Below are 18,979 nucleotides of genomic sequence, written 5' to 3'. Positions count from 1 at the left end.
TGCGTCAGACGCGACGACGCTTCGGCGGACGGCAGCCGTTGTGCGGGGTGGGGGTGACGTCCTGGATGGAGCCGACCTCGAGGCCCGTGGCCTGGAGGGAGCGGATCGCGGTCTCACGACCGGAACCCGGGCCCTTCACGAAGACGTCGACCTTGCGCATGCCGTGCTCCTGCGCGCGACGGGCAGCCGACTCGGCGGCCATCTGCGCGGCGAAGGGGGTGGACTTGCGCGAGCCCTTGAAGCCGACGTGGCCGGCGGAGGCCCAGGAGATCACGTTGCCCGAGGGGTCCGTGATCGAGACGATCGTGTTGTTGAACGTGCTCTTGATGTGCGCGTGGCCGTGAGCGACGTTCTTCTTTTCCTTGCGGCGCACCTTCTTGGCAGCGCCCTGACGACCCTTGGGGGGCATCTAGTAACTCCTACGGGGAGGTGGTCGGTCCTACAGCGAAGACCGCTGATGAAGCGTTGTCCGCTGAGGACTACTTCTTGCCCGGCTTCTTCTTGCCGGCGATGGCGCGACGCGGGCCCTTGCGGGTGCGAGCGTTGGTGCTGGTGCGCTGACCGCGGACGGGCAGACCGCGGCGGTGACGCAGACCCTGGTAGCAGCCGATCTCGACCTTGCGGCGGATGTCGGCCTGGATCTCGCGACGGAGGTCACCCTCGGTCTTGATGTTGTTGTCGACGTACTCACGAATCGCGACGAGCTGCTCCTCGGAGAGGTCGCGAACGCGGGTGTTCGGGTCGATACCGGTCTCGGCCAGCGTCTGCTGGGAGAGCGTCCGGCCGATGCCGAACACGTAGGTGAGGGCGACCTCCACACGCTTTTCGCGCGGGATGTCAACACCGGAAACGCGTGCCATTCAATGGCTCCAGTTGATCCTCGGAGGTCTTCCACAGAACCGATTCCCAGCCGCCGTACCAGGTACGAACTGGGTCCCCGGCCTCCGAACCGGGGGTGTCAAGCCGTATCGGCTTGGGCTCTGCGTATGAACAAATTCAGCTCGCGTCGCTCGAATCTCTGCGATGTCGATGCAGAGGGATCGGTCGATCGTGCGTCAGCCCTGGCGCTGCTTGTGGCGCGGGTTCTCGCAGATGACCATGACCCGACCGTGACGGCGGATCACCCTGCACTTGTCGCAGATCTTCTTGACGCTCGGCTTGACCTTCATTAGGTGAGGTTCTCCGGGTCAGTGCCACCACCCCGCCGAAGCGGAATGCGGGCAAGATCTACTTGTAGCGGTAGACGATCCGGCCACGCGTCAGGTCGTACGGAGACAGCTCCACCACGACCCGGTCGTCAGGGAGGATGCGGATGTAGTGCATACGCATCTTGCCGCTGATGTGTGCCAGGACCTGGTGGCCGTTCTGGAGCTCGACCTTGAACATGGCGTTCGGAAGAGACTCGACGACAGTGCCCTCGATCTCGATGGCACCTTGCTTCTTGGCCACGCTTCGCCCTTCGAATCGACTACCTTGATCGACTCCCTTGCGGGGCGCATGCGGACATGCGGGTGCACGAGAGCCGACGAGTCAGTCTACGTCAGCGCACCCGGAAACACGAATCGAGAGAGCCTGCCCCACGGCGGAGATCGTTAAGCCGGCCTCCGCCCGCAGCGGCTGCGGGCAGCCGTTCTGCTGGGGCGAAACAGATGGGCACAGCCGCACCCGCAGTCGCGCACGGCGAGCAGCCCGCCACACGTCGTAGGCGCATACGGCGGCTACGGCAGCGGATCCGGCGGCGGTGGCTCGGGTCCGTCACGCCAGCGGGTCCGGCGCCGCCGTGATCCCGTGCTCCGCCAGCTTCGCCTTGCCGCCGTCCGGAGCCGTCAGGACCAGGGGGCCCTGCTCGGTCAGCGCCACCGAGTGCTCCCAGTGGGAGGACCATGTGCCGTCCGTGGTGATGACCGTCCAGTCGTCGGAGAGGACCTCGGTCTTGGGGGTGCCCAGGGAGACCATCGGCTCGATCGCGAGGCAGAAGCCGGGGACCAGCTTGGGGCCCTTGCCGCGGCGGCGGTCGACGTAGTTCAGCAGGTGCGGGTCCATGTGCATCTCGGTGCCGATGCCGTGGCCGCCGTAGTCCTCGATGATTCCGTACTTGCCGCCGCCGGGCTTCGGCTGGCGGCGGATGTACGTCTCGATGGCGCGGGAGACGTCGACCAGGCGGTTGCCCTGCTTCATCGCCGCGATGCCCGCCCACATCGACTCCTCGGTGACCCGGGAGAGTTCGATCAGCTCGGGGGCGTGGCCGGAGCCGACGAAGGCGGTGTACGCCGCGTCGCCGTGCCAGCCGTCGATGATCGCGCCGCAGTCGATGGAGATGACGTCGCCGTCCTTCAGGACGACGTCGTCGGAAGGGATGCCGTGGACGACGACCTCGTTGACGGACGTGCAGATCGTGGCCGGAAAGCCGCCGTAGCCAAGGAAGTTGGGCTTGGCGTTGTGCTCGGCGAGGACCTTGCGGGCGACCTCGTCCAGGTCCTTGGTGGTGGCTCCGGGCACCGCCGCCTCACGGGTCGCCGCGTGGATCGCGGCGACGACCAGCCCCGCCTCACGCATCTTGGCGATCTGCTCGGGGCTCTTGATCTGCACCATGGGGGCCTGCGCTCTCCGTCACTCACGTCAACCGGTTACCTGTACAACAGTACGGCCGTGACTCCCCTGCGGGTGCCACGGCCGTAACTGACTGGACGGCTACTTGCCGTCGTCCTCGCGCTTGAGGGCCTCCAGGGCCCGCTGCGTGACCTCGTCCACCGGGCCCAGGGACGAGATCGTGACGACCAGGCCCTGTGCCTTGTAGTAGTCGATGATCGGCTCGGTCTGCGTGTGGTAGACCTCGAGCCGCGTGCGGACGGTCTCCTCGGAGTCGTCGTCGCGCTGGTACAGCTCACCGCCGCAGACGTCGCAGACGCCTTCCTTCTTCGCGGGGCTGTACGTCACGTGGAAGACGTGCGCCGAGTCGTTGCGGCAGATGCGCCGGCCGGCGATCCGCTTCACGACCTCTTCCTCGGGGACCTCGAGGTCGAGTACCGCGTCCAGCTTGATGCCCTCGGTCTTGAGCAGCTCGTCGAGCGCCTCGGCCTGCGAGACATTGCGCGGGAAACCGTCCAGCAGGAAGCCGCCCTCGGCGTCGGGCTGCTCCATGCGGTCCTTCGCCATCGCGATGGTGACCTCGTCGGGGACGAGGTTGCCGGCGTCCATGTAGGACTTCGCGAGTTTCCCGAGCTCCGTCTGCTGGCTGATGTTGGCGCGGAACAGGTCACCCGTGGAGATGTGCGGGATCGACAGCTTCCCGGCAAGGCGCGTGGCCTGAGTGCCCTTCCCAGCACCGGGCGGCCCGACGAGGACGATTCGCATCAGCGGAGGAACCCTTCGTAATTGCGCTGCTGAAGCTGGCTCTCGATTTGCTTCACCGTCTCGAGACCCACACCCACGATGATCAGGATGCTCGTCCCGCCGAAGGGGAAGTTACCGGTTGCCCCGAACCCGACCAACGCCATCGTTGGTACGAGAGCGATCAGCCCCAGATACAGCGAACCCGGCCAGGTGATCCGGTTGAGTACGTAGCTGAGGTACTCAGCGGTCGGTCGGCCAGCCCGGATGCCCGGGATGAAGCCACCATACTTCTTCATGTTGTCGGCGACTTCTTCGGGGTTGAAGGAGATCGCAACGTAGAAGAACGCGAAGAAAACGATCAGCAAGAAGTAGCTGACCAGGTAAATCGGGTGATCGCCCTTGGTCAGGTTCTGCTCGACCCAGGTCTTCCAGCCGGCCTTGCTCCCGGAGAACTGAGCGATCAGTGCCGGGATGTAGAGCAGCGACGACGCGAAGATGACGGGAATCACACCCGCCTGGTTGACCTTCAACGGGATGTAGGTCGACGTACCGCCGTAGGACCGGCGGCCGATCATGCGCTTCGCGTACTGAACGGGGATCCTGCGCTGGGCCTGCTCGACGAAGACGACCAGACCGACCATGACCAGACCGACGGCGATGACGGTGCCGAACTCGATCCAGCCGCCGGCGAGGGTGCCCTGCTTCTTGATCGCCCACAGCGCGGACGGGAAGGTCGCGGCGATCGAGATGAACATGAGGATCGACATGCCGTTGCCGATGCCGCGGTCGGTGATGAGCTCGCCGAGCCACATCACGACGGCCGTACCGGCGGTCATGCAGATGACCATGGTGATGGTGGTGAAGATCGCCTGGTCCGGAACGATGCTCGAGGCCACCGTGCAGCCGGAGAAGAGGGCGCCGCTGCGGGCGGTGGCCACCAGGCCGGTGCCCTGCAGGATGGCGAGGGCCACCGTCAGGTAACGGGTGTACTGCGTGATCTTCGCCGTACCCGCCTGGCCCTCCTTCTTGAGGGCTTCGAGACGCGGGATCACGACGGTCAGCAGCTGCAGAATGATGCTCGCCGTGATGTACGGCATGATGCCCAGCGCGAAGATCGTGATCTGCAGCAGCGCGCCGCCACTGAACATGTTGACCAGACCGAACAGGCCCTGGTTGCCGGACGCCTGGTCCACACACTCCTGGACGGCGGTGTAGTTGACGCCGGGGATCGGGATGTGGGTACCGACGCGGTAGACCACGATGATGGCGAGCGTGAAGAGCAGTTTCTTGCGCAGGTCGGGCGTCCTGAACGCCCGGGCGAACGCGGTGAGCACGGTGCCTCCTGCGACCCCCGCGCAACTGCGTCAAGGGTGACGGTCTTGAGGTTCGACGGATACAAAAAAAGAACAGTGCTGGCTACCTTACCGGCGGCACAGCTCCCCGTGGAACGACCAACCGGGGATACCCCTTTGTGGGATATCCCCGGTCGGGATCGCTCAAGTCATCGAGACGCCTGAATGGGTCAGACGAGCTCGGTGACGGTGCCGCCGGCGGCGGTGATCTTCTCCTTGGCGGAGCCGGAGACGGAGTCGACCGTCACCTGCAGCGCCACGGAGATCTCACCCTGGCCGAGGACCTTGACGAGGCTGTTCTTGCGAACGGCACCCTTGGCCACCAGACCCTCGACGGTGACCTCGCCACCCTCGGGGTAGAGCGCGGCCAGCTTGTCGAGGTTCACGACCTGGTACTCGGTCTTGAACGGGTTCTTGAAGCCCTTCAGCTTCGGAAGACGCATGTGGAGGGGCATCTGGCCACCCTCGAAGCGCTCCGGAACCTGGTAACGGGCCTTCGTACCCTTGGTACCACGACCGGCCGTCTTACCCTTCGACGCCTCACCACGACCGACACGGGTCTTGGCGGTCTTGGCGCCCGGGGCGGGACGGAGGTTGTGGATCTTGAGCGGGTTGTTCTCCGCCATGATCAGTCGACCTCCTCGACCGTCACGAGGTGACGGACATGGCGCACCATGCCGCGGAACTCGGGGCGGTCCTCCTTGACGACCTGCGTGTTGATGCCCTTGAGACCAAGGGAGCGCAGGGTGTCACGGTGGTTCTGCTTGCTGCCGATGTAGGACTTGACCTGCGTGATCTTGAGCTGCGCCATGATCACACACCCGCCCCGGCACGAGCACGCAGCAGAGCCGCGGGGGCGACGTCCTCCAGGGGCAGACCACGGCGGGCCGCGATCTCCTCGGGACGCTGCAGACCCTTCAGGGCCTCCACGGTGGCGTGCACGATGTTGATCGCGTTGTCGGAGCCGAGCGACTTCGACAGCACGTCGTGGATACCGGCGCACTCGAGCACGGCACGCACCGGGCCACCGGCGATAACACCGGTACCGGGGGACGCGGGCTTGAGCAGCACGACGCCGGCAGCCTTCTCACCCTGGATGGGGTGCGGGATGGTGCCCTGGATACGGGGGACCTTGAAGAAGTGCTTCTTGGCCTCCTCAACACCCTTGGCGATGGCGGCCGGCACCTCCTTGGCCTTGCCGTAACCGACACCCACGGTGCCGTCACCGTCGCCCACCACGACCAGCGCGGTGAAGCTGAAGCGACGACCACCCTTCACAACCTTGGCGACACGGTTGATCGCGACGACACGCTCAACGTAAGCGGTCTTCTCGGCGGCAGCTGCGCCACCGTCACGACCCTTACGATCCCGCCGCTCGCCGCCACCGGCACCGCCACCGCGGCGCTGGGGTCCAGCCATTGGATTACCTCTCTCTTTCCGCTAGCTACGAGCGGCTCAGAACTTGAGCCCGGCTTCGCGGGCGGCGTCCGCCAGGGCGGCGATGCGCCCGGCGTACTGGTTGCCACCACGGTCGAATACGACGGCCTCGACACCGGCGGCCTTGGCGCGCTCGGCGACCAGGGCGCCGACCTGCTTGGCCTGCGCGGACTTGTCGCCCTCGCCACCGCGGATCGAGGTGTCCAGGGTGGACGCCGACGCAAGGGTGTGACCCTTGATGTCGTCGATCACCTGGGCCACGATGTGGCGGTTCGAGCGGGTAACGACCAGACGCGGACGCTCCGCCGTTCCGTTGATGTGCTTACGGATCCGGATGTGGCGGCGCTTGATCGCGGCGCGCTTGTAGGCGTCGCCCTTAAGGATCTTCTGTCCGTATGCCATGGCTTACTTACCCGCCTTTCCGACCTTGCGGCGGATGACTTCGCCCTCGTACTTGACGCCCTTGGCCTTGTACGGGTCGGGCTTGCGCAGCTTGCGGATGTTGGCCGCAACCTCGCCGACCTTCTGCTTGTCGATGCCCTCGACCGAGAACCGGGTGGGGGCCTCCACCTTGAAGGTGATGCCCTCGGGGGCCTCGACGGTGATCGGGTGGCTGTAGCCGAGAGCGAACTCGAGGTTCGAACCCTTGGCCGTGACGCGGTAACCGACACCGCTGATCTCGAGCTTCTTCACGTAACCCTGGGTCACGCCGGTGATCATGTTCGCCACCAGCGTGCGGGACAGGCCGTGCAGGGCCTTGTTCTGACGCTCGTCGTTGGGGCGGGTGACGTTGAGAACGCCGTCCTCACCCTTGGCGATGTCGATCGGCGCGGCAACGGTGTGGGTCAGCGAACCCTTGGGGCCCTTGACCGAGACCGTACGGCCGTCGATGGTGACGTCCACGCCGGCGGGAACCGTGATGGGGAGCTTGCCAATACGCGACATAGCTGTTTCCTCCGTTCCCTTCCGCTACCAGACGTAGGCGAGGACTTCCCCACCCACGCCCTTCTTGCCGGCCTGCTTGTCGGTCAGAAGACCGTGCGACGTGGAGATGATCGCCACGCCGAGGCCACCGAGGACCTTGGGCAGGTTGGTGGACTTCGCGTACACCCGGAGACCGGGCTTGGAGATCCGCTTGATGCCCGCGATGGAGCGCTCACGGTTCGGGCCGAACTTCAGCTCGAGAACGAGGTTCTTGCCGACCTCTGCGTCCTCGATCTTCCAGCCCGTGATGAAGCCCTCCTGCTGGAGGATCTCCGCGATGTGCGACTTGATCTTCGATGCCGGCATCGTCACGGAGTCGTGGTATGCCGAGTTCGCGTTCCGCAGACGCGTAAGCATGTCTGCGATCGGATCAGTCATGGTCATGAATTGGCCTTCGGCCTCTCTCGCCGGGGTTTCCAGGTGCCCATCCCTCTCCTCGATCCGAGACGAGGCGGGTGCGGTGCGGTGGACCTACGGCGTAGTAAGTCGTACGGGCGACCGTCAGGCGCCCAACCCTCCAAGCCTAAGCCATGGAAGGGAGGGCGCCTGACACGCCCATTGCTTACCGAGAGCCCTTGGAATCCCTAAAAGGGGGATTACCAGGAGCTCTTGGTCACGCCCGGCAGCTCGCCACGGTGAGCCATCTCACGAAGGCACACGCGGCACAGGCCGAACTTGCGGTACACGGAGTGCGGACGGCCGCAGCGCTGGCAGCGCGTGTAGCCACGCACACCGAACTTGGGCTTGCGAGCAGCCTTGGCAATCAGAGCCTTCTTCGCCATCTCGCTCACGCCTCCTTGAACGGGAAGCCGAGGTGACGAAGGAGCGCGCGGCCCTCAGCGTCGTTGGTCGCCGTGGTGACCACGGTGATGTCCATACCCCGGGTACGGTCGATCTTGTCCTGGTCGATCTCGTGGAACATGACCTGCTCCGTGAGACCGAAGGTGTAGTTGCCACGGCCGTCGAACTGCTTGGGGGACAGACCACGGAAGTCGCGGATGCGCGGGAGCGCGAGCGACAGGGTGCGGTCCAGGAACTCCCACATGCGGTCGCCACGGAGCGTGACGTGGGCACCGATCGGCTGACCCTCACGCAGCTTGAACTGCGCGATGGACTTGCGGGCCTTGGTGACGGCCGGCTTCTGACCGGTGATCGTGGTGAGGTCGCGGATGGCGCCCTCGATCAGCTTGGAGTCGCGGGCGGCGTCGCCCACACCCATGTTGACCACGATCTTGACGAGGCCGGGGATCTGCATGACGTTCTCGTACTTGAACTCGTCACGCAGCTTGCCCGCGATCTCCTCGCGGTACTTCGTCTTGAGACGCGGAGTGGTGGTGGTAGCCATCAGATGTCCTCACCCGTCCGCTTGGCAACGCGGATCTTGTTGCCCTCGTCGTCGAAGCGGTAACCGACACGCGTGACGACCTTGTTGCCGTCCTTCTCAACGACCAGCTGGACGTTGGAGACGTGGATCGGCGCCTCGGTCGTGACGATGCCACCGGCCTGCGAACCGCGAGCGGTCGGGCCGGCCTTGGTGTGCTTCTTGACCCGGTTGACACCCTCGACCAGGACGCGCTCCTCGCGCGGGAAAGCGGCAATGACCTTGCCCTGCTTGCCCTTGTCCTTGCCGGTGATGACCTGGACCAGGTCGCCCTTCTTGATCTTCATGCTTACAGCACCTCCGGAGCCAGCGAGATGATCTTCATGAACTTCTTCTCGCGCAGCTCACGCCCGACCGGGCCGAAGATGCGGGTGCCGCGAGGGTCGCCGTCGTTCTTCAGAATGACGGCGGCGTTCTCGTCGAAGCGGATGTACGAGCCGTCCGGACGGCGGCGCTCCTTGACGGTGCGAACGATGACCGCCTTGACGACGTCACCCTTCTTCACGTTGCCACCGGGGATCGCGTCCTTGACGGTGGCGACGATGACGTCACCGATGCCCGCGTAGCGGCGACCGGAGCCACCGAGCACACGGATGCAAAGGATTTCCTTCGCACCAGTGTTGTCGGCGACGCGCAGTCGCGACTCCTGCTGGATCACGTCTATCTCCTGTTTGTCTGCCGGTTCCCCAACCGGGCTGATTCCTCAGCCCGGTTGGAGCCTGGCGGAACTGTCCTGCGGGTTTGCCCGCAGGAAATTACTTGGCCTTCTCGAGGATCTCGACGACGCGCCAGCGCTTCGTCGCGGACAGCGGCCGGGTCTCCGCAAGGAGGACGCGGTCGCCGACACCCGCAGCGTTCTGCTCGTCGTGCGCCTTGAGCTTGTTGGTACGGCGGATGACCTTGCCGTACAGCGCGTGCTTGACGCGGTCCTCGACGGCGACGACGACGGTCTTGTCCATCTTGTCGCTGACGACGAGACCCTCACGGGTCTTGCGGAAGCCGCGGGCCTCTGCAGTCTGCTCAGTCACGTTGCTCTCACTCATCAGGCGCTCTCCACCGTCTCGATGCCCAGCTCGCGCTCACGCATCAGGGTGTAGATCCGCGCGATGTCCTTACGGACGGCCTTGAGCCGACCGTGGTTCTCGAGCTGACCGGTCGCCGCCTGGAAGCGGAGGTTGAACAGCTCTTCCTTGGCCTCGCGGAGCTTCGCCAGAAGCTCCTCGTTGCCCAGCTCGCGCAGCTCGGACGCCTTGGTACCGGCCGACATCACGCTTCACCTGCCTCGCGCTTGACGATCCGGCACTTCATCGGCAGCTTGTGGGCCGCACGAGTCAGCGCCTCACGGGCGATCTTCTCGTTGGGGTACGACAGCTCGAACATCACGCGTCCGGGCTTGACGTTGGCGATCCACCACTCCGGAGAACCCTTACCGGAACCCATGCGGGTCTCGGCAGGCTTCTTGGTGAGGGGACGGTCCGGGTAGATGTTGATCCAGACCTTGCCACCACGCTTGATGTGACGCGTCATGGCGATACGAGCGGCCTCGATCTGGCGGTTCGTCACGTACGCCGGGGTGAGCGCCTGGATGCCGTACTCGCCGAACGCAACCTGCGTGCCGCCCTTGGCAGCGCCGGAGCGCTTCGGGTGGTGCTGCTTGCGGTGCTTGACCCTACGGGGGATCAGCATGTCGGTCAGGCCTCCGTTCCGGTGCTCTCAGCCGGAGCGGCGGCGGGAGCCTCGGCCTTGGGGGCCTCGGAGCCTGCAGCCTGCTGCGGCTTGCGACCGCGCCGCTCGCCACCGCGGCCACCACGGGCCGGGCGGTCGGCACCACCGCGCGCCGGGCGGTTACCCGCACGGGCAGCGGCGTTCTCGGCGCGGACCTCGGCGATGTTCTTGACGTCGCCCTTGTAGATCCAGACCTTCACACCGATGCGGCCGAAGGTCGTCTTGGCCTCGAAGAAGCCGTAGTCCACGTTCGCGCGGAGCGTGTGCAGGGGCACACGGCCCTCGCGGTAGAACTCCGAGCGGGACATCTCGGCGCCGCCGAGGCGGCCACCGCACTGGATCTTGATGCCCTTGGCGCCGGCCTTCATCGCCGACTGCATGCTCTTACGCATGGCGCGGCGGAAGGAGACGCGGGAGGAGAGCTGCTCGGCGACGGCCTGCGCAACCAGCTGAGCGTCCGTCTCGGGGTTCTTGACCTCGAGGATGTTCAGCTGGACCTGCTTGCCCGTGAGCTTCTCGAGGTCACCGCGGATGCGGTCGGCCTCGGCGCCACGGCGGCCGATGACGATGCCCGGACGAGCGGTGTGGATGTCCACACGCACGCGGTCACGGGTGCGCTCGATCTCAACCTTCGAGATGCCGGCGCGCTCCATGCCGGACGTCATCATCCGACGGATGGCGACGTCTTCCTTGACGTAGTCCTTGTACAGCTTGTCGGCGTACCACCGGGACTTGAAGTCCGTGGTGACACCGAGCCGGAACCCATGCGGGTTAACCTTCTGGCCCATTACCGGGTTCCTTCCTTGCTGCTGACGACCACGGTGATGTGGCTGGTCCGCTTGCGGATCCGGTAGGCACGGCCCTGGGCACGCGGACGGAACCGCTTCAGGGTCGGGCCCTCGTCGACGTACGCCTCGGAGATGAAGAGGCTGTCGGCGTCGGTGTGGTCGTAGTTGTGCGCGGCGTTGGCGATGGCGCTGTCGAGCACCTTGCCGACGGGCACGGAGGCTGCCTGCGGAGCGAATCGCAGAACAGCCTGAGCCTCCGTGGCGTCCATGCCACGGATAAGGTCCACCACGCGGCGGGCCTTCATGGGCGTAACGCGGATGTACCGCGCCTGGGCCCTGGCTTCCATGGTTGTCCCTCTCAGTTACTTACGTGTCTGAATGCGATCCGCTACTAGCGGCGCTTCGACTTCCGGTCGTCCTTGACGTGACCCCGGAAGGTGCGCGTCGGCGAGAACTCGCCGAGCTTGTGACCGACCATCGACTCGGTGACGAACACCGGGATGTGGGTCTTGCCGTTGTGCACCGCGATCGTGTGGCCGAGCATGGCCGGGACGATCATCGAGCGACGGGACCAGGTCTTGATGACGTTCTTGGAACCGGCTTCGTTCTGAGCATCCACCTTCTTGGCGAGGTGCTCGTCGACGAAGGGCCCCTTCTTGAGACTGCGCGGCATCTAAACCCGCTCCTAGCGCTTCTTGTTCGTCTTGCGGCGGCGGACGATGTACTTGTTCGACGCCTTCTTGGGCGAACGAGTACGACCTTCCTTCTGGCCCCAGGGGCTGACCGGGTGGCGACCACCGGAGGTCTTGCCCTCACCACCACCGTGGGGGTGGTCAACCGGGTTCATCGCCACACCGCGAACGGTCGGGCGGACGCCCAGCCAGCGCTTGCGGCCGGCCTTGCCCCAGTTGATGTTGCTCTGCTCGGCGTTGCCGACCTCGCCGACCGTGGCGCGGCAGCGCTGGTCGACCAGGCGGATCTCACCGGACGGCATACGAAGGTGGGCCATCGTGCCCTCCTTCGCGAGCAGCTGCACGGAGGCACCGGCGGAGCGGGCGAACTTGGCGCCGCCGCCCGGACGAAGCTCCACGGAGTGGATCGTCGTACCGACCGGGATGTTGCGCAGCGCCAGGTTGTTGCCGGGCTTGATGTCGGCACCGGGGCCGTTCTCGATCCGGTCGCCCTGGTTCAGGCCCTTCGGCGCCAGGATGTAGCGCTTCTCGCCGTCCGCGTAGTGGAGCAGCGCGATGCGCGCGGTGCGGTTGGGGTCGTACTCGATGTGCGCGACCTTCGCCGGCACGCCGTCCTTGTCGTGACGACGGAAGTCGATCACGCGGTAGGCGCGCTTGTGGCCACCACCCTGGTGGCGGACGGTCACACGACCGGAGTTGTTACGGCCACCCTTGCTGTGCAGGGGGCGGACCAACGACTTCTCCGGCGTGGACCGCGTGACCTCGACGAAGTCGGCGACGCTGGAACCACGGCGGCCCGGCGTAGTCGGCTTGTACTTGCGGATTCCCATTTCTCAGTCCTCGTCCGATATCGGACGATCCGACCCGCTTACGCGGTCGGACCGCCGAAGATGTCGATACGGTCGCCCTCGGCGAGGGTCACGATCGCGCGCTTGGTGGCCGCACGCTGGCCGAAGCCGGTGCGGGTCCGCTTGCGCTTGCCGATGCGGTTGATCGTGTTGACCCCGGTGACCTTGACCGAGAAGACCGCCTGGACGGCCTGCTTGATCTGGGTCTTGTTGGCGTTCGGGTCGACGATGAACGTGTACTTGTTCTCGTCCAGGAGCGCGTAGCTCTTCTCCGACACGACCGGCTTCAGCAGGACGTCACGGGGGTCCGTGTACGACTTGCTCAGCGGCGTCTCGACGGTGTTCTTGCCCTCGGTGGCGTGGCGACGCGCCTTGGCGACGCGCGCGGCCTTGGCGGCCTTGGCAGCCTTGGAGGCAATGCTCGGGTGACGCGTAGCCATCAGGCCTCGCTCCCTTCGGTGTCGTTGGCCTTCGGGCCGGCGACGAAGGACTCGAGAGCGGCCTGGGTGAAGACCACGTCGTCCGAGACGATCACGTCGTACGTGTTCAGCTGGCCCGGCTCCAGGATGTGGACCTGGGGCAGGTTGCGGGCGGACAGCCACGCGGCCTCGTCGGCGCGGTCGACGACCAGGAGCAGGTTCTTGCGCTCCGAGATCTTGCCGAACAGCGTCCTGGCGGCCTTCGTGGAGGGGGTCTCGCCCTCGATCACGCCGGTGACGACGTGGATGCGGTTGCTGCGGGCCCGGTCGGTGAGGGCGTGGCGCAGGGCCGCGGCCTTCATCTTCTTCGGGGTCCGCTGCGAGTAGTCACGCGGCTGCGGGCCGTGGACGACGCCACCGCCGGCGAACTGCGGGGCGCGGGTCGAGCCCTGACGGGCGCGGCCGGTGCCCTTCTGGCGGTACGGCTTCTTGCCGCCACCACGGACTTCACCGCGACGCTTGGTCTTGTGCGTGCCCTGGCGGGCAGCGGCGTTCTGCGCGACGACGACCTGGTGGATCAGCGGGATGCTGATCTTCTCCACGCCGAAGATCTCCGCGGGGAGCTCGACGCTTCCGGTCTTCTCGCCCGCAGGCGAAAGGATGTCAACAGTGCTCATCGGTACCTCAGGCCCCCTTGGCCGCGGTGCGGACCAGGACGAGGCCGCCGTTCGGACCGGGAACCGCGCCCTTGATGAGCAGCAGACCCTTCTCCGCGTCAACGGCGTGGACGGTCAGGTTCTGGGTGGTGACACGCTCGTTGCCCATGCGACCCGCCATGCGGAGGCCCTTGAACACACGGCCCGGGGTGGCGCAGCCACCGATGGAACCGGGAGAGCGGTGCTTGCGCTGGGTGCCGTGACCGGCGCCGAGGCCACCGAAGTTGTGGCGCTTCATGACACCGGCGAAGCCCTTGCCCTTGCTCTTGCCGGTGACGTCGACCTTGACGCCCGCCTCGAACACCTCGGCGGTGATCTCCTGGCCGAGGGTGTACTCGCTGGCGTCAGCGGTACGGATCTCGACGAGGTGGCGGCGGGGGGTGACGTCGGCCTTGGCGAAGTGGCCCTTGAGGGGCTTGTTCACCTTGCGCGGGTCGATCTCGCCGAAGGCGATCTGGACCGACTCGTAGCCGTCGCTGTCGTTCGTACGGACCTGGGTGACGACGTTGGGGCCGGCCTTGACGACGGTGACCGGGACAACGCGGTTGTTCGCGTCCCACACCTGCGTCATGCCGAGCTTCTCGCCCAGGATGCCCTTGATCTGCTTAGCCATTCTCAGCTCACCGACCCTCAGAGCTTGATCTCGATGTCGACACCGGCCGGGAGGTCGAGTCGCATCAGAGAGTCAACGGTCTTGGGGGTGGGGTCGAGAATGTCGATCAGGCGCTTGTGCGTGCGCATCTCGAAGTGCTCGCGCGAGTCCTTGTACTTGTGCGGCGACTTGATGACGCAGTACACGTTCTTCTCAGTGGGCAGCGGCACCGGGCCCGCGACCGACGCACCAGTGCGGGTCACCGTCTCGACGATCTTCTTCGCCGAGGAATCGATGACCTCGTGGTCGTAGGCCTTGAGCCGGATGCGGATCTTCTGTCCCGCCATGGCTACTCAGTAGTCCTGTCTCTATACAGCTCTGGAACCCGGTGGTTCCGTATCCTTCTCCTCCGACCCACGCGGTCGGGCGTGTCGCGCTTTCGCTGACACAGATGTCCCTTGTCCGAACATCCCTGCCGGGAAAACACGGCCCTTCCGGAACCGCAGGCCGAGGACGAGAAGTCCACCGGGTGCCTGGCCGGTGCCGCACTGACACTTCCCGAAAGATTCCCGTACGTCCGCCCCAGTGCTGCCGTAGTGGCAGTTAGGACGACGAGTACTGTGGGACTCGCTTTCGGTCCTCCCGGCGGGAGGCGCGCAGCATCAACACTCGACCGAGCAACTCCGACAGTCTGCCATATGGGGCGGGGGCCTGGCCAATCGAGCCGGAGAGAATACCCCGGGAGTGACGCAGGTCAAACACGGGACCGATCCGGCTCGGGGATGCCCTCCCGTTTGCGCCGGAAGTCGGCGGCGTCGGAGTGCATGCCGAGGGCCTCGCAGAGGTCGGCCAGGATACCGAGCGCCTGTTTGAGCGCGGGGATGAAGACGGGGTTGCGCTCGGCCGCCGGCCAGTACGTGTTCACGGCGTCGACCGCCTCCGCCAGCGCCGCGTCGAGGTCCACACCGGCTTTCTGCCGCATCAGGGCGTACGTCAGCTGCGCCTTGGTGAACTCGAGCAGACGGTCGCCGTCCGATGTGGAGCGCGGCCGGAGCAGGTCGAGGCTCTCCTGACTGACGGCGAGCATCTCGTCGTGCCGCCCGAGGGCGGCGAGCTCCTCACCGAGGGAGCCCAGGGCAAGGGCCAGCTGTCCCGTACGGTCCGCGGGCTCCATGGCAGCCAGCTGCCGGAAGCGGCCCACGGCCTCGACCAGTGCCTCCACGGCTTCGGCGGAGCGGCCGACGGCGCCGTACCGCACACCCATGTTGTAGGCGGCGACGGTGAGGAGCGGCAGGTAGGTGCCCGGGGCCTCCTGCGCGAGGTCCCGGTGGAGTGCCAGGGCCTCGCGGGCGGGTGCGACCGCGTCCGCGGGCCGACCCGCCTCGGCGAGGCGCAGACCCAGGTTGTTCAGCGCGGGGGCCAGGATCTCCCGGTACGGGGGCTCGTCGCGCGCGAGCCGCCGGAGGATGGCCACGGACTCCTCGTCGGCAGCGGGAGCCTCGGTCCTGCGGCCGGTGGCGGACAGCATGTCGGCGACTCGGCCCAGGAGTTCGGCCACCTTGGGCAGGTGCGCGTCCGGGTCGGCCTCCGCGAGCCGGCGGAACATGGCCAGCGCCTCCTCGAAGGCGGCCAGCGCCTCTCTGCGGCGGGACAGGGCCGCGAGCTGTTCGCCGAGGTTCTGCAGGGCTCCGGCGAGGTTGGAGCGGAACTCGGCGGGGTTGGTCTTCTCCAGCCGTCGGAACAGTTCGGCGGCCTCGGTGGTGGGCTCCAACGCCTCCTCGTGGCGGCCGAGGCGCGCCAGCGTGAGACCGACGCCGCTCAACGCGGCGGCGAGGCCCGGGAGGTCGGACTCCCCCGCCGCGTCCGCCAGGACCCGTCCGTACTCCAGGGCAGCCCCGTAGACCTTCAGCGCGTCCTGCGGCCGGTCGTTCTCGTCCAGGAGCGAGGCGAGTTGCCGGGCCGCCGCCGTGTAGCCGGACAGGTGCCGCGCCGCCTTCCGGGCAGGGTCGCTCCGGACGACCTCGTCGTACATCACCAGCGCGATCTCGGCGTACTCCAGAGCCTTCGCCGTATGGCCGAGCTGTTTGAGCCGCGACGCGAGCGTGCCCGTCGCATGGGCGAAGGGCGCCATGTAGCGCTCCTCGTCGCCCCGCGCCAGGTTGCGCATGATCTCCACCACGGCCATGGCCGCTTCGGCCGCGTCCTGCAGATCGCCGGCGGTCGCGAGCAGATCGCTGAGGTGGTTCAGGGCCATGGCGTGGTTGTGCAGGTCGACCCCACGGCCCTGCCGGTCGGGGTTGCCCGCCTCCACCACGGCGCGGCTGCACTCCAGCGCCTGCGACTCGGCTTCCAGCGCCTCGCCCCTCCGGCCCGCGTGCGCCAGCCGGACGGCCAGGGTGTGCAGCGCCCCCGCCAGCTCGCGATCGTCGGCGCCCTCGGCCAGGAGGCGCTCCACGACCCGCTCCGTCAGCACCGCGTACCCGACGTCGATGTCCACGTGCCGCGTGTTCCCCGTGACCGACCGGAACCGCCGCTCGACCCCCTCCACCATCTCGAAGTCCAGCTCGCCGATGCCCGCCAGCGAGGTCAGCGCCGCACTGCCCGCGTCCAGGGCCAGCTCCGGGTCCTGCCGCAGCACCGGGAACAGATGCCCGTGCCCCACGTGCGGCCAGCGGTCGGCCGCCTCCGCGAGGAAGGTCACCGCGCGGGGCGTCCACGGCGCCGCCGCCCCGTCGCCGCCGCGTGCCAGCAGCGCGGTGACGCCGAGCGCGGCCCAGGGGTCGGTGGCATACCCGGTGACGGGGCTGCCCGGCAGGCTGAGGGCGAGGAAGTCCTCGGCGAGGCGGTCGGGCAGGAGAGGCTGGAGGACCTGGGTCCGGGCCGGGTCGGCGGGCGGGTAGCAGACGGCGTGGTCCCCGAGCAGCACGTCCGGCTCCGCCTCCGGCAACAGCCCGCCCAGCAGACCGCGCCCGGTGGCAACGCTCACCGGCCCGGTCAGTACGGCGGTGAAGACCGCCCGCGCCATGACGTGGTCAGGCGTCCGGTGCGGCAGCCCGGCGGCCGCGTTCTCGTACAGCTGCCGCCAGTTCTCGTGCTCGCGGTCGAGGAGGTACGCGGTGAGGCCGACCATGTCGTCGGGCGGCCGGCGGCCATGGGCCCGCGCGTCCACGGCCACCAGCGCGGCCATCTGCACGGCGAGCGTCAGCCCGAAGTCGGGGTGGCCGAGGGGACTTGGCGGCGGGATCGAGTCGGCGGCGGTGACCTCGGGGTACTGCGCGGCGAAACAGGCCCGGGCGGTGCGGAACACGCGGTCGCGTTCGCTGCCGTCGGCCGGCAGTGGCCGTAGCTCCTGGTCGGAGGTGTCGATGTTCTCGCGGAGCCGGTTGAGCTGGCCCCGGACCGCCGGCCAGCCGTGCGCGGAGCGGGCGATCAGCAGGATCCGGGCGGGCACGCCCTGCCGGAGCAGGCTGTTGTGGAAGAGCCAGCTCAGGTGGGAGGCGGGCCAGCGGTCGGCGTAGTCGACGAGGACGAGGACGCCGCGGTGTCCGTCGAGGGCCAGGTCCTGGCTGCCCTCCGCGGGCGGCGCCGTGTCCGTGCCGTGCACGGCGTCGACGACCTTCCAGCCGGCCGCCTCGGAGTCGGCGGCGAGCCGTGCCGCGAGCCGGGTCTTGCCCTGTCCGCCGGGCCCGTGCAGCCAGCGCACCGCGAACCGTGCGGGCCCCTCGCGCCAGGCGGTCAGCTCCCCCAGTTCCGCTTCCCGTCCGATGAAGTCGACGACCTCGGCGCGCGCGTCGAGCATGCGGCTGGGCTGCGCCCTGAGCCACTCGGCGTCGGCGGCGGGCGCCCCGCGGCGGGCGAACAGCAGGTAGACCGGGGTACCGTCGCCGAAGACGTGCAGGTCGGCGCCGACGACGCCATAGGCGAAGCCGCCCTCGGCGCGGACGTCCTGCCGCTGGAACCGGGGCGCGTCGGCCTCAGTCACCGGTGGTCGCCCGGGTCCGGGACGGGGGGTACCTGGTCGACCGAGTAGTGGATGACGTTGCCGCCCTGGGCCGCGTAGGTCGTGCCGCCGTCACGGGCGATGTTGGTCTGCTGCCAGTGCTGTCCGGCCTCCGGGGACTGCAGCCCCGCGAGGATCTCCAGGAGTTCCGCCTCCGCGTCCGGATGGTCCTCCAGCAGCGTCTGCAACTGGTACTGCCACGTTCCCACCAGCGACTGCCGCGCCCGCTCGGCCCGCTCCCCCTCGCCCGCCGCGACGACCCGGGCCGCTGCCCGCTCCAGCTCGGCCGCCGGTTCGTCGCCGTCGCCCTGACGCCTGAAGAGCCGTACGAAAAGTGCCTTCGTCGCCTCCCAGCCCGATGTGGCCATGGTGTTGACGAGGGTCGTCGCGGCGCTGAGCGCGAGAGCCGCGGCGGGATCCGACATGACCGCCTCCTGTCATGGGCCCATCCAGCGGGGCACACCCCTCAGTGTGCGCCACTGGTACCCCAACTGCCCTGTGTCCGTACCGAATTCACCATCTCCCCCACAGCCACCACGGCACCCGCTGCCACGCGACGACCGCCGCCCGTTTGGTTCATGTCCGTGAATAAGAATCAAGCACCCGCCTATTGACGCGTCCATAGCAAGCGCTTACGTTCCCGTTCGAGAACACGAGAAAGCGCTTTCTCCTGCACGGCACCCCTGGTCACGGACGAACCGGAGGCACCACC

Annotated in this window: 30 protein-coding genes; all 30 read right to left on the bottom strand. The window is 67.4% G+C overall.

Going from position 1 to position 18,979, the window contains the following annotated elements; all coding sequences use genetic code 11:
- Positions 1 to 4: 4 nt before the first annotated feature.
- The 30 genes from rpsK to ACFY1L_RS07705 all read right to left on the bottom strand — a co-directional run bounded on the left by rpsK (position 5) and on the right by ACFY1L_RS07705 (position 18,692).
- Positions 5 to 409: a 30S ribosomal protein S11 gene (gene rpsK / locus ACFY1L_RS07850; protein WP_003956432.1), complete on the bottom strand. Its 405-nt coding sequence runs from the start codon at positions 407 to 409 to the stop codon at positions 5 to 7.
- A 70-nt stretch (positions 410 to 479) separates the two neighbouring features.
- Positions 480 to 860, bottom strand: coding sequence for a 30S ribosomal protein S13 (rpsM, locus tag ACFY1L_RS07845; RefSeq protein ID WP_020135802.1), 381 nt, complete (start codon positions 858 to 860; stop codon positions 480 to 482).
- 195 nt (positions 861 to 1,055) lie between these two features.
- Entirely contained in the window at positions 1,056 to 1,169 is a 114-nt protein-coding gene (gene rpmJ, locus ACFY1L_RS07840; RefSeq protein WP_003998809.1) for a 50S ribosomal protein L36, read from the bottom strand.
- 58 nt (positions 1,170 to 1,227) lie between these two features.
- Positions 1,228 to 1,449, bottom strand: coding sequence for a translation initiation factor IF-1 (gene infA / locus ACFY1L_RS07835; RefSeq protein ID WP_003948620.1), 222 nt, complete (start codon positions 1,447 to 1,449; stop codon positions 1,228 to 1,230).
- A gap of 306 nt (positions 1,450 to 1,755) precedes the next feature.
- The gene (map, locus tag ACFY1L_RS07830) at positions 1,756 to 2,592 is read right to left on the bottom strand and encodes a type I methionyl aminopeptidase (protein ID WP_388819772.1); all 837 of its coding nucleotides are present in this window, start codon (positions 2,590 to 2,592) and stop codon (positions 1,756 to 1,758) included.
- A 99-nt stretch (positions 2,593 to 2,691) separates the two neighbouring features.
- Positions 2,692 to 3,354, bottom strand: coding sequence for an adenylate kinase (locus ACFY1L_RS07825; RefSeq protein WP_361265014.1), 663 nt, complete (start codon positions 3,352 to 3,354; stop codon positions 2,692 to 2,694).
- Complete coding sequence (gene secY / locus ACFY1L_RS07820; protein ID WP_361265017.1) at positions 3,354 to 4,667, bottom strand: preprotein translocase subunit SecY; 1,314 nt, start codon at positions 4,665 to 4,667, stop codon at positions 3,354 to 3,356. The genes ACFY1L_RS07825 and secY overlap by 1 nt, the downstream gene beginning before the upstream one ends.
- 188 nt (positions 4,668 to 4,855) lie before the next feature.
- Complete coding sequence (gene rplO / locus ACFY1L_RS07815; protein WP_388819769.1) at positions 4,856 to 5,311, bottom strand: 50S ribosomal protein L15; 456 nt, start codon at positions 5,309 to 5,311, stop codon at positions 4,856 to 4,858.
- A 2-nt stretch (positions 5,312 to 5,313) separates the two neighbouring features.
- Entirely contained in the window at positions 5,314 to 5,496 is a 183-nt protein-coding gene (rpmD, locus tag ACFY1L_RS07810) for a 50S ribosomal protein L30 (protein WP_129307387.1), read from the bottom strand.
- A 2-nt stretch (positions 5,497 to 5,498) separates the two neighbouring features.
- Positions 5,499 to 6,104: a 30S ribosomal protein S5 gene (gene rpsE / locus ACFY1L_RS07805; protein ID WP_004984517.1), complete on the bottom strand. Its 606-nt coding sequence runs from the start codon at positions 6,102 to 6,104 to the stop codon at positions 5,499 to 5,501.
- Between the two features lie 36 nt (positions 6,105 to 6,140).
- Complete coding sequence (gene rplR, locus ACFY1L_RS07800; protein ID WP_007494754.1) at positions 6,141 to 6,524, bottom strand: 50S ribosomal protein L18; 384 nt, start codon at positions 6,522 to 6,524, stop codon at positions 6,141 to 6,143.
- A gap of 3 nt (positions 6,525 to 6,527) precedes the next feature.
- Positions 6,528 to 7,067 (bottom strand): 50S ribosomal protein L6, encoded by a 540-nt coding sequence (rplF, locus tag ACFY1L_RS07795; protein WP_269661073.1) that lies wholly within the window; start codon positions 7,065 to 7,067, stop codon positions 6,528 to 6,530.
- A 24-nt stretch (positions 7,068 to 7,091) separates the two neighbouring features.
- Positions 7,092 to 7,490: a 30S ribosomal protein S8 gene (gene rpsH / locus ACFY1L_RS07790; RefSeq protein WP_007494756.1), complete on the bottom strand. Its 399-nt coding sequence runs from the start codon at positions 7,488 to 7,490 to the stop codon at positions 7,092 to 7,094.
- A 212-nt stretch (positions 7,491 to 7,702) separates the two neighbouring features.
- Complete coding sequence (locus tag ACFY1L_RS07785; RefSeq protein ID WP_003948630.1) at positions 7,703 to 7,888, bottom strand: type Z 30S ribosomal protein S14; 186 nt, start codon at positions 7,886 to 7,888, stop codon at positions 7,703 to 7,705.
- Positions 7,889 to 7,893: 5 nt separating this feature from the next.
- Positions 7,894 to 8,451, bottom strand: a complete 558-nt coding sequence (gene rplE, locus ACFY1L_RS07780; protein ID WP_020135807.1) for a 50S ribosomal protein L5 — start codon at positions 8,449 to 8,451, stop codon at positions 7,894 to 7,896.
- Positions 8,451 to 8,774, bottom strand: a complete 324-nt coding sequence (gene rplX / locus ACFY1L_RS07775) for a 50S ribosomal protein L24 (RefSeq protein WP_037929577.1) — start codon at positions 8,772 to 8,774, stop codon at positions 8,451 to 8,453. The genes rplE and rplX overlap by 1 nt, the downstream gene beginning before the upstream one ends.
- A 2-nt stretch (positions 8,775 to 8,776) precedes the next feature.
- On the bottom strand, positions 8,777 to 9,145 hold the full coding sequence (rplN, locus tag ACFY1L_RS07770) for a 50S ribosomal protein L14 (protein WP_003998823.1): 369 nt from the start codon (positions 9,143 to 9,145) through the stop codon (positions 8,777 to 8,779).
- Between the two features lie 97 nt (positions 9,146 to 9,242).
- Positions 9,243 to 9,530 (bottom strand): 30S ribosomal protein S17, encoded by a 288-nt coding sequence (rpsQ, locus tag ACFY1L_RS07765; RefSeq protein WP_007384073.1) that lies wholly within the window; start codon positions 9,528 to 9,530, stop codon positions 9,243 to 9,245.
- Positions 9,530 to 9,754 (bottom strand): 50S ribosomal protein L29, encoded by a 225-nt coding sequence (rpmC, locus tag ACFY1L_RS07760; protein WP_003974259.1) that lies wholly within the window; start codon positions 9,752 to 9,754, stop codon positions 9,530 to 9,532. Before rpmC ends, rpsQ begins: the two co-directional genes overlap by 1 nt.
- Positions 9,754 to 10,173 (bottom strand): 50S ribosomal protein L16, encoded by a 420-nt coding sequence (gene rplP, locus ACFY1L_RS07755; protein ID WP_009327094.1) that lies wholly within the window; start codon positions 10,171 to 10,173, stop codon positions 9,754 to 9,756. The genes rpmC and rplP overlap by 1 nt, the downstream gene beginning before the upstream one ends.
- A 5-nt stretch (positions 10,174 to 10,178) precedes the next feature.
- On the bottom strand, positions 10,179 to 11,000 hold the full coding sequence (gene rpsC / locus ACFY1L_RS07750) for a 30S ribosomal protein S3 (RefSeq protein ID WP_015658463.1): 822 nt from the start codon (positions 10,998 to 11,000) through the stop codon (positions 10,179 to 10,181).
- On the bottom strand, positions 11,000 to 11,347 hold the full coding sequence (gene rplV, locus ACFY1L_RS07745; protein ID WP_003974262.1) for a 50S ribosomal protein L22: 348 nt from the start codon (positions 11,345 to 11,347) through the stop codon (positions 11,000 to 11,002). The genes rpsC and rplV overlap by 1 nt, the downstream gene beginning before the upstream one ends.
- 44 nt (positions 11,348 to 11,391) lie before the next feature.
- A complete protein-coding gene (gene rpsS, locus ACFY1L_RS07740; protein ID WP_030930516.1) occupies positions 11,392 to 11,673 on the bottom strand; it encodes a 30S ribosomal protein S19 in 282 nt (93 codons plus the stop codon).
- 12 nt (positions 11,674 to 11,685) lie between these two features.
- Positions 11,686 to 12,522 carry a 50S ribosomal protein L2 gene (gene rplB, locus ACFY1L_RS07735; protein WP_361265027.1) on the bottom strand — a complete coding sequence of 279 codons (837 nt, stop codon included), beginning with the start codon at positions 12,520 to 12,522 and terminating at the stop codon, positions 11,686 to 11,688.
- Between the two features lie 38 nt (positions 12,523 to 12,560).
- On the bottom strand, positions 12,561 to 12,980 hold the full coding sequence (gene rplW, locus ACFY1L_RS07730) for a 50S ribosomal protein L23 (RefSeq protein ID WP_361265030.1): 420 nt from the start codon (positions 12,978 to 12,980) through the stop codon (positions 12,561 to 12,563).
- A complete protein-coding gene (rplD, locus tag ACFY1L_RS07725) occupies positions 12,980 to 13,636 on the bottom strand; it encodes a 50S ribosomal protein L4 (RefSeq protein WP_388819760.1) in 657 nt (218 codons plus the stop codon). Before rplD ends, rplW begins: the two co-directional genes overlap by 1 nt.
- Before the next feature lie 7 nt (positions 13,637 to 13,643).
- Positions 13,644 to 14,288: a 50S ribosomal protein L3 gene (gene rplC / locus ACFY1L_RS07720; RefSeq protein WP_124439903.1), complete on the bottom strand. Its 645-nt coding sequence runs from the start codon at positions 14,286 to 14,288 to the stop codon at positions 13,644 to 13,646.
- 17 nt (positions 14,289 to 14,305) lie between these two features.
- On the bottom strand, positions 14,306 to 14,614 hold the full coding sequence (gene rpsJ, locus ACFY1L_RS07715) for a 30S ribosomal protein S10 (protein WP_003948644.1): 309 nt from the start codon (positions 14,612 to 14,614) through the stop codon (positions 14,306 to 14,308).
- Positions 14,615 to 15,021: 407 nt separating this feature from the next.
- Positions 15,022 to 18,249, bottom strand: coding sequence for a tetratricopeptide repeat protein (locus tag ACFY1L_RS07710; protein WP_388819757.1), 3,228 nt, complete (start codon positions 18,247 to 18,249; stop codon positions 15,022 to 15,024).
- Positions 18,246 to 18,692 (bottom strand): hypothetical protein, encoded by a 447-nt coding sequence (locus tag ACFY1L_RS07705; protein WP_388819754.1) that lies wholly within the window; start codon positions 18,690 to 18,692, stop codon positions 18,246 to 18,248. The genes ACFY1L_RS07710 and ACFY1L_RS07705 overlap by 4 nt, the downstream gene beginning before the upstream one ends.
- Positions 18,693 to 18,979: the final 287 nt, after the last annotated feature.

Origin of the sequence: Streptomyces sp. NPDC001663 (assembly GCF_042893105.1) — a bacterium.
Classification (GTDB): Bacteria; Actinomycetota; Actinomycetes; order Streptomycetales; family Streptomycetaceae; genus Streptomyces.
This window is presented reverse-complemented; position numbering and strand designations above follow the sequence as displayed.